This is a genomic window from Burkholderia sp. Bp9099, from assembly GCF_003857805.1.
Taxonomy (GTDB): Bacteria; Pseudomonadota; Gammaproteobacteria; order Burkholderiales; family Burkholderiaceae; genus Burkholderia.
This window is the reverse complement of record NZ_QTPU01000050.1, coordinates 22,172-38,473: the sequence shown is the minus strand read 5'-3', so window position 1 is coordinate 38,473 and position 16,302 is coordinate 22,172. Positions and strand designations below refer to the sequence as shown.

Annotated in this window: 13 protein-coding genes; 7 read left to right on the top strand and 6 right to left on the bottom strand. The window is 65.7% G+C overall.

Features of this window, described 5'->3' with window-relative positions; all coding sequences use genetic code 11:
- From DIE17_RS35215 to DIE17_RS35190, 6 genes are all read left to right on the top strand, one after another.
- Nucleotides 1–2,278, top strand: a 2,278-nt coding sequence (locus tag DIE17_RS35215; RefSeq protein ID WP_185735423.1) for a YadA family autotransporter adhesin, incomplete at its 5' end; no start/stop codon positions are given.
- Nucleotides 2,279–2,400: 122 nt separating this feature from the next.
- Entirely contained in the window at nucleotides 2,401–3,069 is a 669-nt protein-coding gene (locus tag DIE17_RS35210; RefSeq protein ID WP_124921773.1) for an OmpA family protein, read from the top strand.
- Nucleotides 3,070–3,456: 387 nt separating this feature from the next.
- A complete protein-coding gene (locus tag DIE17_RS35205; RefSeq protein ID WP_124667864.1) occupies nucleotides 3,457–4,602 on the top strand; it encodes a DUF2827 domain-containing protein in 1,146 nt (381 codons plus the stop codon).
- A 14-nt stretch (nucleotides 4,603–4,616) separates the two neighbouring features.
- Nucleotides 4,617–5,771 (top strand): DUF2827 domain-containing protein, encoded by a 1,155-nt coding sequence (locus DIE17_RS35200; protein WP_124667865.1) that lies wholly within the window; start codon nucleotides 4,617–4,619, stop codon nucleotides 5,769–5,771.
- A gap of 26 nt (nucleotides 5,772–5,797) precedes the next feature.
- A complete protein-coding gene (locus DIE17_RS35195) occupies nucleotides 5,798–6,934 on the top strand; it encodes a DUF2827 family protein (protein ID WP_124921772.1) in 1,137 nt (378 codons plus the stop codon).
- 23 nt (nucleotides 6,935–6,957) lie between these two features.
- On the top strand, nucleotides 6,958–8,931 hold the full coding sequence (locus tag DIE17_RS35190; RefSeq protein ID WP_124921771.1) for an FkbM family methyltransferase: 1,974 nt from the start codon (nucleotides 6,958–6,960) through the stop codon (nucleotides 8,929–8,931).
- An 86-nt stretch (nucleotides 8,932–9,017) separates the two neighbouring features.
- On the opposite strand, the gene DIE17_RS35185 is transcribed toward DIE17_RS35190, so the two are convergent.
- The 3 genes from DIE17_RS35185 to DIE17_RS35175 all read right to left on the bottom strand — a co-directional run bounded on the left by DIE17_RS35185 (nucleotide 9,018) and on the right by DIE17_RS35175 (nucleotide 12,281).
- A complete protein-coding gene (locus DIE17_RS35185; RefSeq protein ID WP_124523341.1) occupies nucleotides 9,018–9,446 on the bottom strand; it encodes a hypothetical protein in 429 nt (142 codons plus the stop codon).
- Nucleotides 9,447–9,508: 62 nt separating this feature from the next.
- On the bottom strand, nucleotides 9,509–10,312 hold the full coding sequence (locus tag DIE17_RS35180; protein ID WP_044847404.1) for an EAL domain-containing protein: 804 nt from the start codon (nucleotides 10,310–10,312) through the stop codon (nucleotides 9,509–9,511).
- An 826-nt stretch (nucleotides 10,313–11,138) separates the two neighbouring features.
- Complete coding sequence (locus tag DIE17_RS35175) at nucleotides 11,139–12,281, bottom strand: DUF2827 domain-containing protein (protein ID WP_124488642.1); 1,143 nt, start codon at nucleotides 12,279–12,281, stop codon at nucleotides 11,139–11,141.
- 199 nt (nucleotides 12,282–12,480) lie between these two features.
- On the opposite strand from DIE17_RS35175, the gene DIE17_RS35170 reads away from it, so the two are divergent.
- Nucleotides 12,481–12,792, top strand: coding sequence for a hypothetical protein (locus DIE17_RS35170; RefSeq protein ID WP_124921770.1), 312 nt, complete (start codon nucleotides 12,481–12,483; stop codon nucleotides 12,790–12,792).
- Nucleotides 12,793–12,933: 141 nt separating this feature from the next.
- On the opposite strand, the gene DIE17_RS35165 is transcribed toward DIE17_RS35170, so the two are convergent.
- From DIE17_RS35165 to DIE17_RS35155, 3 genes are all read right to left on the bottom strand, one after another.
- On the bottom strand, nucleotides 12,934–13,272 hold the full coding sequence (locus tag DIE17_RS35165; protein WP_124488644.1) for a DUF1493 family protein: 339 nt from the start codon (nucleotides 13,270–13,272) through the stop codon (nucleotides 12,934–12,936).
- Nucleotides 13,272–13,703, bottom strand: a complete 432-nt coding sequence (locus tag DIE17_RS35160) for an STM2901 family protein (protein ID WP_124488645.1) — start codon at nucleotides 13,701–13,703, stop codon at nucleotides 13,272–13,274. Before DIE17_RS35160 ends, DIE17_RS35165 begins: the two co-directional genes overlap by 1 nt.
- Before the next feature lie 580 nt (nucleotides 13,704–14,283).
- Nucleotides 14,284–16,284 (bottom strand): acetyl/propionyl/methylcrotonyl-CoA carboxylase subunit alpha, encoded by a 2,001-nt coding sequence (locus tag DIE17_RS35155; RefSeq protein ID WP_124488646.1) that lies wholly within the window; start codon nucleotides 16,282–16,284, stop codon nucleotides 14,284–14,286.
- Nucleotides 16,285–16,302 lie beyond the last annotated feature (18 nt).

Sequence of the window (16,302 nt, the reverse complement as noted above, 5' to 3'; positions counted from 1 at the left end):
GGCGACCAGTTCGATCAGCTCGCTGTCCACCTCGACCTCGACGGGCATCAGCTCGCTGTCGACCGGCTTGTCCTCGGCGACCAGCTCGATCAGCTCGTTGTCGACCTCGACTTCGACCGGCATCAACTCGTTGTCCACGGGCCTGAGTTCGACCGATAGCACCGTGGCATCGCTCTCGACCTCCACGTCGACCGGCCTGTCCTCGGCAACCAGCTCGATCAGCTCGCTGTCCACCTCGACCTCGACGGGCCTGTCGTCCGCGACCAGCTCGATCGGCTCGCTGTCCACCAGCCTCAGCTCGACCAACAGCTCGCTGACGTCGTTGTCCACGTCGACCGCAAGCAGCGTCACGTCGCTGTCCACGGGCCTGAGCTCGACCGACAGCTCGGTGGCGTCGCTGTCCACCTCGACGTCGACCGGCCTCTCGTCGGCGACCAGCTCGATCAGCTCGCTGTCCACGTCGACCTCGACCGGCCTGTCGTCGGCAACCAGCTCGATCAACTCGTTGTCCACGTCGACCTCGACCGGTCTCTCGACGGCCACCAGCACGATCCTGTCGCTGTCCACTTCGACCTCGACGGGTCTCTCGACGGCCACCAGCTCGATCACGTCGCTGTCCACCTCGACCTCGACCGCGATCGAAGCCGCGAAGACGCACTACTACAGCGTCAACGACAACGGCACGCAGCAAGGCAACTACGCCAACGACGGCGCGACGGGCGTCAACTCGCTGGCAGCCGGCGTGAACGCCAGCGCGGCAGGCGCCAGCAGCGTGGCAGTCGGCGACGGCTCGAACGCGCAGACGGCGGGCGCGGTCGCCATCGGCCAGAACGCATCGGCCACCGGCGGCAAGGCGGTGTCGATCGGCTCCGGCAACACCGCGAGCGGCGACGGCGCGGTCGCGATCGGCGACCCGAGCATCGCGACGGGCACCGGCGCAGTGGCACTGGGCGCGAACGACACGGCGACCGGCACCGGCGCAGTGGCACTCGGCAACGCGAACACGGCAACCGGCAACAGCGCGCTCGCCCTCGGCAGCGCAAACCAGGCCACCGCGGACAACACGATCGCGCTCGGCAATCAGGCGACGGCCAGCGCGATCGGCGCCCAGGCCTACGGCTCGAATGCGAAGGCCACGGCAACCGACGCCCTCGCCTTCGGCACGAACGCGCAGGCCAATGTCGCCAACTCGATCGCGATGGGCGCGAACTCGACCACGGGCAACGCCGTCGGCGTATCGAGCGTCACGGTGGGCGGCATCACGTACCCGGTCTACGGCACCTCGCCAGTGGGCGTCTTCAGCGTCGGCGCACCGGGTGCGGAACGCCAGATCACGAACGTCGCGGCAGGCCGGGTATCGGCCACCAGCACGGACGCGATCAACGGCAGCCAGCTCAACGCGACGAACCAGGCGGTCAACAGCCTGTCCACGTCGACCGCGTCGAATATCGCGTCGCTGTCGACCGGTATCGGTTCGCTGTCCACGGGCCTCAGCTCGACCAACAGCAACCTCACGTCGTTGTCCACGTCGACCTCGACGGCGATCAACTCGCTGTCGACGGGCCTCAGCTCGACGAACAGCAACCTCACGTCGTTGTCGACGTCGACCTCGACCGGCATCGGCTCGCTGTCGACCGGCCTGAGCACGACGAACAGCACGGTGGCTTCGCTGTCGACCGGCGTGACGAACCTTGGCGATCAGGTGAACCAGTTGTCGACCACGATCAACAACAACACGACACGTGCGGCGAACAACACCGGCATCGCGGCCGACATGAACGGCACCGGCAACGACCGGCCGACCGTCACCGCCGGCTCGAACTCGGTGGCGATCGGCGCGAATTCGAACGACGGCGGTCGCTCGAACGTGGTGTCGGTCGGCAGCGACACGCAGCAGCGCCAGATCACGAACGTCGCGCCGGGTACGCAAGGCACCGACGCGGTGAACGTGAACCAGCTGACGCAGGTGCAGACGACGCTGTCGACCGCCTTGTCCGGCCAGCAAGGGCAGATCAACGCGCTGGGTTCGCAACTGCAGCAGACCGACCAGATGGCGAAGCAGGGTATCGCGGCCGTCGGCGCGATGGCGTCGATCCCGCAGCTCGATCGCGACGCCAACTTCGGGATGGGTATCGGCACGTCGACCTTCCTCGGCCAGAAGGCGATGGCGGTCAACATGCAGGCGCGCATCACGGAGAACCTGAAGGCGTCGATCAACGGCGGCTTCAGCGGCGGTCAGAAGGTGATCGGCGCCGGCATGCTGTACCAGTGGAAGTAACCCGTCGCGCCGCCACGCCGCCGGCTCGCGAGCCGGCGGCGCCAGGGGGCCCCGACGGCAGGACGAGCCCGCCGCGCAACGCGCGGCGGGCTTCAGTCAACCCAAGTATTGAGGACGTAACCGTGAACAAACTCGCTCTTGCGCTCGCGCTTTCCGCGCTGGCCCTCGCCGCGTGCTCGACCGCATCCGGCCCGACCTTCAGTGCCTCCGAACTGCAGCCACGCGACGGCGTGCGCACCTTCCAGGTGGACTGCCACGGCCTGCTGTCGGGCCCGCAGACCTGCATGAAGGCCGCCCGCAAGATCTGCGGCGACCAGCCGGTGCGCACCGTCGATTCCGCCCGCGCGCTGCGCGACAATTCCGATCCCGCGACGCTGGTGTTCCAGTGCGGTGCCGCGCCGGCCCAAGCTGCGTCGGCGGCCGAGCCGGCCCCCGCGCCCGCCGCGGTCGAACACGTCAACCTCGCGGGCGACGCGCTGTTCGCGACGGGCATGGCCACGCTCACGCCGGCCGCGCGCGCGTCGCTCGACAAGTTGCTGAACGAACGCGAAGACCGCACGTACACGCAGGTGACGGTCACCGGCCATACGGATTCGGTCGGCAACGACGCCGCCAATCTCGCGCTGTCGAAGCGCCGCGCGGAAACCGTCGCAAGCTACCTGAAGGCACACGGACTGAAAGCGCAGGCCGTGTCGGTCACGGGCCGCGGCAGTGCCGATCCGGTCGCGTCCAACGCGACGGCCGAAGGCCGCGCGAGCAACCGCCGCGTCGAGATCTCGCTGCAGCGCTGAGCAGCCGGCCGTCGCGGCCCCGGCGCACCCCGCGCCCGCACGCGACGGCCTCGACCGGCAACGCGCAGCCACCCCGCCCGACCGCACCGACCCCGCTTCGCCGGGGCCCCGGCTCCCGCGCGGGCGGCTATGTCAAAGTTCGTCAGGCCCCCTCCACAAGACGGCGCCTTCCGTGCCACAATCGCCGCAGACAGCTGCCGAGGCGTTCCGCCCGCGTCGCGCGCCGTGACCCGCCCGACGACACACCGGAATCCGGCGGCCGCCCCGCGATCCGCGCCGCTCGACGCATATTCCGGCGCGCGCCGGCGCGAACACAACCACGACAATCCACGGCGCGCCGTTTCGCGGCCACGGCCGAACGCACGACGCCGCAGAGGAAACCAACCGGTGACGGACATCAATCAAGCCGCCTCGGGCGGCACCCGCAAGCAACGGCCGGCCGTCGGCATCTCGCTGTTTGCGCGGGACGGCCAGGCGATCTGGGAAAACGGCATTCACCAGAACATCGCGTTCCTCGCGATGATGCTCAAGCGCTCCGATCGCGTCGGCCCCGTCTATTTCCTGAACGGCGGCGACGCCAACGCGTTTCCGGCCGGGCTCGATCTCGACGGCCTCGACGTGCCGCTCGTGAAGCCTTCCGACGTCACGCACGACCTCGACGTCGTGATCGAGATGGGCGCGCAATTGCCGCTCGAATGGCGCAGGCACATGAAGGCGCTCGGCAAGAAACTCGTCGCCTTCTTCTGCGGACACGTCTACGCCGGCCTGGGTGAAACACCGATCTTCGGCAAGCCGTCGGGACACATCTTCAACGACACGCCGTTCGACGAAGTATGGCTGCTGCCGCAGTACGAGAAGACCGGCGCACCGATGCTGCAAACCCTGTTGCGCGCGCCGGTGCACCTGATGCCGCATATCTGGTCGCCGTACTTCCTCGATCGCCGCATCGCCGCGCTGGCGAGCGAAGGCCTGACGTTCGGCTATCGGCCCGGCCGTCGCCCGTGGAATCTCGCCACGCTCGAGCCGAACATCTCGGTCGTGAAGTCCTGCCACTACCCGATGCTCGCGTGCGACGAACTCTACCGCGCGCATCCGGACGCCGTGCAGCATCTGTTCGTCGTCAACTCGATGCACATGAAGGCCCATCCGACCTTCGTGCACTTCGCGAACAGCCTCGACCTCGTGCGCCATCACAAGGCGACGTTCGAGCCGCGCATCGACCTGCCGGGCTTCATGGCGCGCCACGCGGACGCCGTCGTGTCCCATCACTGGGAAAACGCGCAGAACTATCTGTACTACGACGTGCTGTATGGCGGTTATCCGCTGATCCACAACTCGACGCTGATCGGCGACGCCGGCTACTACTACCCGGACTTCGATTCCGCCGCGGGCGGCCGCGTGCTGCTCGATGCCTGGCTGCATCACGACGAGCAGCTCGACGACTACCGCGCGAAAGCCGACCGGCTGCTGCGGTCGGTCTCGATCGACAACCCCGCGAACCTCGACGCGTTCGTCTCGCGTCTGGTCGCCTGAACCGGAGAATACGCATGTCGGACTCCAATGCCCGTCAAGCGCCCGGCGAGGGCAAGCGTCTCGTCGTCGGCGTGTCGCTGTTCGTGCGCGGCGCCGGCCAGTCGCTGTGGGAAAACGGCATCTTCCAGAACTGCCTGCTGCTGATCCTGTTGCTGCGCCAGTCGCCGCTCGTCGCTGAAGCCGTGATGGTGAACGGCGGCGAACAGCTCGCCGATCCGCAGATGATGCTCGGCGAATGGGACGTGCCGCTGCTGTCGATGGACGAAGCGCTCGAGCGCTGCGACGTGCTGATCGAAATGAGCGCGCAGTTCGGCGCCGACTACCTGCGCGCGTTCCGCGACCGCGGCGGCAAGGTCGTCACGATGCGGGTCGGCAACGACTACGTGATCGACATCGAACGCGCGATGTTCGACAAGCCGTCGGGCTTCCTGTTCTCGGGCGCGCCGTACGACGCGGTCTGGACGATTCCGGAATTCGAGCGCTCGTGCCTGCACTATTACCAGACGGGCCTGCGCGCGCCGGTGACGATCGTCCCGCACATCTGGCATCCAATGCTGTTCGACAAGGCGCGCGCGACGCTCGGCGCCGGTTTGTCGTTCGGCTATCAGCCCGGCAAGCCGCGCTGGCGCGTGACGATGTTCGAGCCGAACATCTGCATGGTGAAGACGAGCATCATCCCGATGCTGGTGACCGAGGAAGCGTATCGCGCGAAGCCCGATTTCGTCGAATTCGTGCGCGTGTGCAATACGCTGCACCTGAAGGAGCATACGACGTTCGTTCATTTCGCGAAGAGTCTCGATATCGTGAACCACGGGATCACGACGTTCGAAAGCCGCTACGCGGTGTACGAGTTCATGGCCGCCTACGGCGACGCGGTGGTGTCGCACACGTGGGAAAACGCGCAGAACTACCTGTACTACGAACTGCTGTACGGCGACTATCCGCTGATCCACAACTCGCCGTTCCTCGGCAAGGCCGGGTATTTCTATCCGGACTTCGACTGCCAGGCCGGCGGCCGCGCGCTGCTGCAGGCATTTGCCGAACACGACGCGAATCTGGATGCATACCGCGAGCAATCGAAGCACGTGCTCGACTCGGTCAGCATCTACAACCCCGACAACGTCGCCGCGTATTCCGACGCGATCGCGTCGCTCTATCGCGACGCTTGACGCGCACCGTCCGCCCGGAGCCGCCGATGAAAATCAATGTCGCGATTACGATGAACGTGCAGCGCGACGCGACGCAGTCGATCTGGTACAACGGCGCGAACCAGCATTGCGTGTACCTGTACATGCTGCTGAAGCGCTCGCCGCTGATCGGCGAAGTGTGGCTCGCGCACGACGACGGCATCACCGACTACCCGCAGGCGCTGATGATGGACGCGTTCGGCGACGCGCTGCGCCCGCTGTCGGCGATCGTCCACCTGACCGACCTGCTGATCGAGATGAACGCGTTCGTCGACCCGTCGCACACGGACGCGGTGCGCCGGCGCGGCGGCAAGTGCGTGTCGTATCGCTTCGGCAACGACTACGTGATCGCGGTCGAGACGATCAATTTCGAGAAGAACAACTGGCGGCCGAACCCGAACCGCGTGCAGTTCGACGAGATCTGGACCAACCCGCAGCACATGCACACGTGCGCGGCCTACTTCCAGGCCGTATATCGCGCGCCGGTGATCGAGCTGCCGCACATCTGGTCGCCGTACTTCATCGAACGCAGCCTCGACGCCGACCCCGAGCTGAAGGCGCGCTTCGGCTACCGCAACCACGGTCCGGCCAAGCGCATCGCGTTCTTCGAGCCGAACCTGAACGTCGTGAAGAGTTCGATCGTGCCGATGCTGGCCGCGAACGCGTGCTACGTCGAGCATCCTGAGCTCGTCGAACACGTGTACATGACCAACACGTTCGACAAGAAGGAAAACGTCGCCTTCAAGCATCTCGCGCTCGGGCTCGAGATGGTGCGCGACGGCAAGGCGACGGCCGACGTGCGCGCGCCGTTCGTCGCGTGGGCCGCGCATCACACCGACATCGTCGTGTCGCACCATTGGGAAAACGGCCTGAACTACCTGCTGTACGACGCGCTGTACGGCAACTATCCGCTCGTGCACAACTCGCCGTTCCTGCGCGACGTCGGCTATTACTACCCGGACTTCGAGATCTTCGACGCGGCACGCGCGATCGCGACCGCCGCGCAGACGCACGACGCGCGGCTCGACGACTACGCGGCAGCGGCCCGCCGCTGCCTGCAGCAGGTCGACACGCTCGCCGACCACAACGTCCGCGCGTATTCCGGGCAGATCCAGCGCCTGTTCGCCGGGCGCGCGCTCGGCTGACCGCGCCCGTTCGCCCTCCGTTCATGAAGCACACCGTCCGCCACTTCGTCGTGATCGATTCGATCCACGGCCCGTTCGTCATCGACCGGCACAGCACGCGGCAGGCCGACGCGCTGCTGGAGACCGGCCGGCCGCACAACCAGGGCGAACTCGACACGATCATGCAGGTGATCGACCAGTTGCCCGACGGCGCGCTCGCGGTGGACGGCGGGGCCAATGCCGGACTCGTCTGCGTGCCGATCGCGCAACGCTTGCGCGCTCGCGGCGGCCACGTCCATGCGTTCGAGCCGCGGCGCACGCTGTTCCATGCGCTCGGCGGCACCGTTGCGCTCAACCGGCTCGACAACCTTCATCTGCTGAACATGGGGCTCGCGAGCCGCAACGGCACGATGACGGTGCCCGACGTAGACGGCGGGCACCCCGCCGGCGCCGAACCGGCCGCACGCGTCGACGCGCACGCGGCCGACGGCACGCCCGCCCCGACCGTCAGGCTCGATTCGCTCGGCCTGCCGCGCCTCGATTTCCTGAAGCTCGACATCGACGGGATGGAGATCGACGCGCTGCGCGGCGCGCGCCTGCTGATCGAAACGCATCTGCCGTGGTGCTGGATCGCCTGCCGGAACGCGGATGACGCACGCGTCATCGATACGTTCGCCGGCCTCGATTACACGTTCTACCGGTTCGACGGGCCGAATCTGTTGTGCGTGCCGAACCCGCACTGGGACCGGCAACGCCTGTTCATCTCGGGCGAGCCCGTCGGCCGCGTATCCGCCCGCGCAAACGATGACGCGAATGCCGCCGTGTCAGCCGAGACCGACGACGCGCCCGAAACGCACTGGAACCGCGCGCTCGACCACGAATCCCGCTGCGAATGGGGCCACGCGATCGCCCGCTGGCTGTGCGCGCGCGGCCGGGGCCTCGACGACGATGCGATCGCGTTCCAGCTCGCGTCGTGCTACGGCTTCGCCGGCGCGCCCGATGCCGGGCTCGCGGCACTCGAACGCATCGGCGAACCGGCCGCGCTGCCCGACGCGCTGCGCGGGCGCGTCGAACTCGCGCGCTCGGCGCTGCTGCTGCGTGCCGGCCGACGCGACGAAGCCGCGCGCGCGACCATCGCCAGCGAGAACGTGCTGACGGCCGCACGGTTCGGGCTGCCGACGGAACGGCTCTACGACGGCCAGCCGCTGCACGGCAAGCGGCTGCTCGTGATCAGCTACGGCGGGGTCGGCGACCAGCTCCAGTACGCGCGCTACCTGCATGCGCTCGACGCGCTCGACGGCGTGGCGGTGACGGTCATCGTCCCCGCCGCGCTGGCCGACCTGATGCGCCATACGTTCCCGCGCATCGAAGTCGTCGCCGCACACGGCGCGTGGGTCGACACGTCGCAGATCGCTCACGACTACTGGTGTTCGTTCCTGGTGCTGGCCGCGCAGTTCGGCTACGCGCCGGCACCGGCCGGCGCGCCGGCCGCCTACCTGTCGTGCCCGCCCGAACGGGCGGCGGCATGGCGCGAACGCGTCGCGCGCGACGGCAACGCGCCGGGCACGCGCCGCATCGGCCTCAACTGGCGCGGCCGCGACGAAAGCGATGCGCGCTTCCTGCGCGCGGCCAGCCTGCGCGACCTCGCACCGCTCGCGCGGCTGCGCGGCCATGCCGCGTACTGCATGAACCGCGACATCGCCGCACAGTCCGAGCCGTCGGATCTGCCGGTCACGTTCCCGCATCACGCGATCGGCGATTTCAGCGATCTGGCCGCACTGATGCTCGCGATGGACGCCGTGGTCACCACCTGCACCGCGCACATCCACCTGGCCGGCGCGCTGGGCGTGCCGGCCGTCCTGCTGCTGAGCCCGAAAGCCGATGCGCGCTGGGAAACCGGCTCGCGTACCGCGCTGTACCCGGGCATCCGGATCGTGCGCGCCGCGCATCCGGGCCGCTGGGACGATGCGGTCGACCGTGCGCTGGCGCTCGTGCTGGGTGGATTCGGGAAGGATTGACGAGTGACCTTGCCGCGCGACGCAACCGGCAGTACTCCTGAAGAGTATGACGAGAACCTGACGAGGACTTGATGCGCGAACCGGCGTCAAGCCGGCACACGCTGCCCGCGTCGCTCGGCGAACGCACGGCCATGCCGCCGGCCGATGCGCGCAAGCCTCGCGAAACAACGTGCCGCCGCGGGGCCGACAGCGCCGGCCTGTTGCGCCAGGCTGCCCGATACGCCGCATGCGATCGCCGAATCGTCGCCGCAAGCGCCCGCGAACACACCGGCGAAATAGTGTCGCGCCGCGCGCTCGCGACCGTCGGCATCGAGCGGCTTCATCCGGTGAATGTGTTGCGAGACGTCCTTCAGGCCGTGGAGAAACGGCATGACGTCGACCGGTGCAACGGTCGCGTCAATCGCGTCGGCGCCGAGTTGCTCCAGCATCTCGGCCAGTTCGGCGATCGCGACGAGCTCGCGCGCATCGGCCGCCTGCGTGCCCGTTCCGTGCCCGGCCTTCTTCGTCGCCGCCATGCCCACGCCCCTATTCAATTCTTCGTTGTCCGATGCCGGCGCGCCGCGCCCGCGCCGCAGCGTCATGCGGCGGCCGGTGACCGCCATGTAAAGCGGATGCCCTGCGCCCATGAGACGCCGGAATCCAGGATGATCTGCCGGTCGATCTCGTTCTCCACGCCTTCGACGACGACGTGCCGCGCGCTTTCGTGCGCGAACGCGATCAGCCGGCGAAACTGGTAGCGCCCGATCGCGTTGCGCTTGATCAGCGACAGGACCGACCTGTCGAGCTTCACGATGTCGGGATTGCCGACCACCAGGTTGTTCAGCGCGCTGAAGCCGACGCCGAAATCGTCGATCGCGACGCGGCACCCGGCCTGGCGGAACCGGTTCACGAACGACCGGCCCGCGACGGGGTTCAGCGGCCCCGTCTCGGTGATTTCGACGACCAGCCGCGCCGCGACCGACGGCTCGCGCTCGAGCCGCCTGAACAGCGCGAGCCACGCGTCGTCCACGACCGCGCTCGTCGCCGTGACGTTGCAGCCGTACACGGCCTTCGGATCGGCGCGCAGCGCGTCGATCGTCCGGCCCACCACGAGCCGGTCGAACCAGCGCATCAGCCCGAGCGATTCGAGGCGCGGCAGGAACGCGAGCGGCGGCAAGACATCGCGCGCGCCCCAGCGCAGCCGCGCGAGGCATTCGTGATACAGCACGCCGCCCGACAAATCGGCGCGGCAAACCGGCTCTCGCGCGAATCCGAGCCGGCTTTCGACGAAACTGCGTACCGACGCAAGGTCGGGGTGATCGTCAGGCGCGCCGAATACGAGATCGATCTCGTCCCGATTCGCTACGCTGTTCGCCTCCAGGCGAGGTTCGACCGCATTCATCCGGCGCTCCGGCAATTGTCGGACCGCCGATGACGGCCCGCGCTCTCGATACATGTGGCGCGAGCCGACCACGACGCGCACCACCGCCTACCCGGCCCAACCTCTTTTTCGATCTTTTTCGGGAGCGTACTTTTTATTCCGGCGTGCCGTCAAATCAGATATTGTCAATGATATTCAAACACCGAAAATACACCACACGCGCACGTCGACAACAGTGCGACAGGTTACACAAAAACGTCGACGATACTCCGACCGATACTGGTTATTTGCCCCATCCGAACATCTTCGGGTGAATCGATTTATCGCAAGACCCGTTTCAAAAATCGGATGTTTGAAATATCATATGACAAATGCGCGCCAGCGAAACGCGACCCGGACCCGACGGCCGGATTCCTCGCAACTGCTGGCAAACCGTGCAGCCATTGCATTGCGACGACGCATTCGGTCTCCACAGAATTCAATTTTACCGTTTCAAACGATATTGAAAATATTTGAATGATAATCCGGCTGATTTGAACGACAATAATTAAGTCGAATTATACGACAACCATCCATCGAAAGATATTTAACAATCTTTCCGACTAGTTAACCTATAAAATTATTTTTGACGGACTTCCCTCGGAGCCGTCAAATTCGTGCCTTCAAAAACCGTCGAATCTCCCCGGTTCGGCGGTTTCTTTTTTAACGGCTCATTTCTTCAGACATTAACCCGGGTCAATCCGGTTGACGGCAGGCGGCGAAATCGAGCCGACCGCCTCGATCGCGCAAATCGCGATCGAATGCACCCGCTGGCCGCAGGCGGCGGCGCGTGCCGCGTCGTGCTGCCTTATGCCGCCGTCGCGCCGATCAGGTTCGCGAGCAGCGCATCGTAGTCTGCGACGAGCGCGGGGTTCGCCGACGTATAGCGGCGCAGGATCTCGCGCTGCCGCCGCGCATACCCTTGCCAGTCGTCGTCGTGCGTATGCAGCACGTGCAGCAGCGCCTCGGTGCCCTTCTGCACGTCGTTGCCAGGATAGTAGTAGCCGAGGTCCGGCACGAGGCTCGCGTTGTGCACGAGCGGATAACCCTGCCAGCACACGTCGAAATAGAAATAGTTGAGCGGGTTCGCCCATTGATGCGACACGACGATGTCGGTCATGTCGGCCAGGAACAACGGCGTGTCGAAACGCCCGACGAAGCTCGCCTTGCCCGCGCGCACGATGTCCAGGTAGTTCATCAGCGTCACGAACTCGGGGCTGTTGTGCGCGAGGCGATCGGCGTTCGTCACGTGCGTGAAGCAGATCGCGTCGGGGTCGCGGCGATACGCCTCGTCGATGATCAGCATCGGATACATGCAGAACTTCACGACGTTGTGGTTCGGCTCCATCACCGTCAGCCGCTTGCCCGGTTCGCTGCGCGGCCGGTATTCGCCACGCTCCGGCAGCGATTGCGCACGCGCCTCCAGACACATCGGGTCCCACACGAACGGCACGACGCGCCCCGGGCAACGGCGCAGCGACTGCAGGAACGGCAACGACGACTCCGCGATCTGCGGAATGGCCCACAATTCGTCGTAGCCGCGGTTGATGAACAGCGAATCCCACATGCGGCGGCCGAACAGTATCGATTCCATCGAGGTGATGTACTCGAAGCCGCAGCAGTAGCTGACGATCTTCGCGCCGCGCGCCTTCAGGTAGGCCGTCTGCTCGCCGTCGATCTGACCGCCCAGCTCGATCACCACGTCGAGCGCATCCTTCATGTCGGCGAACGCGCGCGTGTCGTATACGCGGCGATCCCAAGGCAGCGCGTCGGTAAGCGCCACGTCGGTCGTGTTGACCAGCGTCACGCGATACCCATGCGGCGACGCCATCAACAACTTCGCGAGAAACAACGCGTTCTGCTTGATGCCGTTGATCCACAGGCTTTCGTCGGGGGCGCGCAGGCCGATCGTGATACCGATGCGCAGGCCGTTCAGGGCAGGAGACTTCATCTCGTCGGCGGGGGCGTGATTGAATGGATGCAGTGTAGCTCACGGCAATGGCCACGTGAGCAATCCGCCAGTCTAGCGGAGCGCCGGCCGCCAGACTGTCAGGCATGGTCATACGCGATGCGGCAGCGTTTACAATGGAACAGGAGCCGGTTGTTGGCCCGACACGCGCGAATTGACCGACACTGGAGCACCAGGGCGGATGATCATCAATTTGAACGAATCGCAAATCCGCGCCCTGGGCCAAGTGCGCGCCGTCCTCGACGGCACACGGACGCTCGACTTTGCACCCGCCGCGTGCCCTCACGAACGTCGCGAATGGGTCGCGTCCGTGCTGCGGCGCTTTCGCTACGATCAGCTCAAGCGGCCTCACCGCGGGCTCGTGCTGCGCTATCTGCGACGCTTTAGCGGTTTCAGCCGAGCTCACATGACACTGCTGGTACAGCGCTGGGTTCAAGGGCCAAGGCTCGCGTGGCTGAAGGGCACGCCGGCGAATGCCTTCGCCCGTCGCTAAACCGATGAGGACATCATCGCCGTGCACCGGGCTCCCGCGCCAGAGCTCCCTTTAACGATCGTCCCCCAGGAACTTCTCTTCTTCCAGGCTCCTTTTCGCTTTTGGAAAGTACCGACGCAACACGCGATGCTTTCGCACCGGTTATATCCTCCATCGTCCGGTCTCGATTGCAGACTCCATCATTTTAATGGTCAGCGGACGCTCCAGTATTTTATCCCTGGCGCCGGCACTGAACGGAGATCTCAGCACCTCCATCAAAAACTGACCGAATCGCATTTTTCTCGACGGATAGTAATAATCTATATCGAAGTCCGACATATCAACACCGAATTCATCCGAAAGCCTTCTCATTAGCCGCAACATAGCCCGATCGGAAATTTCGAGATCGACACAGAGATCTGTTTCCGGAGAAATTTCGAGCTCGCCCCACAATGGTGAGTCAGCTTCATCCCGCACCATCTCGATTAGACGAGCATCCATTAGATGCGATCCTCCGGCTTGACCAAGTCATTGTACTTGACTGCAGAACGATACATTATGATCGATATGTCGGCAGCGGTAATAACCCATCCAACCACCGGCACGGCCCGCCCGACAAATACACCGAGTTCCCTGGTAAATTTGACCTTCAGAAGCACAAGACTCTTGAATGACGTCACCGTCGGCAAAATTTTGTGCTTGACCTCATAAGGCAGCAATCTCCGCGAAACCCGCGATGCGATCGAGGTTCCCTTGACCGCTCCGCCAAACTTTCCCCTTGTCGGCACGAATCGTTGCCCCAGCAAAATCATTGCGATCCCGACCGCGTCGTCGATACCCAATTCATCGCAGGCTACGTCGATAACAATCAGGAAAAAAAGTTCTGGTGGCGTAAGGTTTCCATGCACCCCGTAATTATATTTCTTCGTCATCTCGATTCGTCTCTCGGCAACGCTCATTTGATGAGTGTGCAGCGCACATGCTGCACCCCGGCTGTTACCGTAGCCTAATCACTCGAACGCGGGCAGGAAGATGCGACCACTTCTCGAGCCGGCCTGACCTTTTTGACGCTTGCAAACGATGGTTACTGTGGCTCGCCCCCCTTCATTTACAAGAGGAAGAAGCCGGCTTGGCTTGACGAAGCAGCCCGGACAAGCCGGCTGTCAATTCTTCAACAACCGTTGCAGCAAACGACCAGTGCGAAACGGTGCCGCTGTGCCGCCGGTCAACAGTTGGAAACAGTTGAATTGTCAAAAGCCTCGACAGCGTTGCGTGCGTATCATTGTTTTTTTCTGCAGGCAACGAAAGCGACCGTCAACGCGAAATGCGGATATCGTCCTGATGCATTTGCGTCGGACATCCCGCTACAGGATGCTGCCGTAACGATTCAGCAGCACGAGCCACGATGGCCGGCGTCGGTCACCGCTGCGACGCCGGGCCTTTTTCTGCATCGAAGCGCGGAGCTTGCGCCATCCGTGAGAGTCGGCAGCGGCTCTCACGCACACACGTCACTCAATCTTCCGCCATCATCAGCAACTGCGCGCCATCCGCGACCTGGTCGCCGACGCCGTACAGCACTTCCGCGACGACACCCGCGCCGGGCGCGCCGATCGTGTGCTCCATCTTCATCGCCTCCATCACGATCAGCGGCGTGCCGGCCTCGACCTTCTGGCCCGGCTCGACCAGCACCGCGATCACCTTGCCGGGCATCGGCGCAGTGAGGCGGCCGCCGCCATGCTCGGCATCGCCCGCGTGCGCGAGCACGTTGCGCCATTCGAAGGTCTCGGCGACACCCTGCGTGAACACGTGGAAACTGTCGCCGTCCGCATACACGCGGCCGCTGCTGCGCACGCCGTCGAGCGTCACGTCGAAGTCGAGCGGCGTCGCGCCGCGCGTCCACGCGAACGGCTGCGCGGCCGCGTCGCCGGTGGCGAGGCGCGTGCTGCCGCCGTCGTCCTCGTAGGTGACCGTCACGTCCGCTTCGCGATCGGGCGCATGCCATTCGAGCGTGCGGCGATAGCCGCCGTTCAGCCGCCAGTCCGGCAGCGCGCCCCACGGCGACGCGCCTTCCCGTGCGGCCGCGCCGCGTTCGCGCGCGAGCAGTGCCGCGCAGGCCAGCGCGAGCGTCGCGCGCGGCGGCTGTTGCGGTGCGAACAGCGCATCGTGGTTGCGCTCGATCAGGCCCGTGTCGAGATCGGCGCTCGCAAACGGCCCGCAGGTGACGATCCGCTGCAGGAACGCGGCATTCGTGTGCAGGCCCACCACCTCGCAGGCCCGCAGCGCGCGCAGCATCCGGCCGAGCGCTTCCGCGCGGTCCGCGCCGTGCACGATCAGCTTCGCGATCATCGGATCGTAGAACGGCGTGATCGCGTCGCCCTCGCGCACGCCGCTGTCGACTCGCACCGGCGCGCCGATCGCGAACTCGACGCCTTCCGGCAGCCGCAGGTGCTTCAGCGTGCCGGTGGACGGCAGGAAGCCGCGCGCCGGATTCTCCGCGTAAAGACGCGCCTCGATCGCATGACCCTGCACGCGCAGTTCGTCCTGCTTCAGCGGCAGCGGCTCGCCCGCTGCGACGCGCAGCTGCCATTCGACGAGATCGAGCCCCGTGACCATCTCGGTGACCGGATGCTCGACCTGCAGGCGCGTGTTCATTTCCATGAAGTAGAACGCTTCGCCCGTCATGATGAACTCGACGGTGCCCGCACCGACGTAATTCACCGCGCGCGCGGCCGCGACGGCCGCCTCGCCCATCGCCTGGCGCACGTCTTCATGCAGCCCCGGCGCCGGCGCTTCCTCGAGCACCTTCTGGTGACGGCGCTGCACCGAGCAGTCGCGATCGAACAGGTAGACGGTGTTGCCGTGCGTGTCGCCGAACACCTGCACTTCGACGTGACGCGGGCGCGTCAGGTATTTCTCGATCAGCACGCGGTCGTTGCCGAAGCTGCTCGCGGCCTCGCGCTGGCACGACGCGAGCGCCGCCGGGAAGTCCTCGGAGCGCTCGACCACGCGCATGCCCTTGCCGCCGCCGCCCGCGCTCGCCTTCAGCAGCACCGGGTAGCCGATCTCGTCGGCTTCGAGATGCAGGTTCGCCGCGTCCTGGTCGTCGCCGTGATAGCCGGGCACGAGCGGTACCGCGGCCGCGTGCATCAGCGCCTTGGCGGCAGCCTTCGAGCCCATCGCCGCGATCGCGTCGACCGGCGGCCCGATGAACGCGATGCCGGCCGCCTCGCAGGCATGCGCGAAATCCTCGTTCTCCGACAGGAAGCCGTAGCCCGGATGGATGGCCTGCGCACCGGTCGCGCGCGCGGCCTCGATGATGCGCTCGATGCGCAGGTAGCTGTCCGCGGCCGCCGCGCCGCCGATGTGCACGGCTTCGTCGCATGCGGCGACGTGCTTCGCGTTCGCGTCCGCGTCGGAATAGACGGCGACGCTCGCGATCCCGAGACGTTTGCACGTCGCGGCGACGCGGCAGGCGATTTCACCGCGGTTGGCGATCAGAATCTTGTCGAACATGGCTTCGATGTCGTCCGG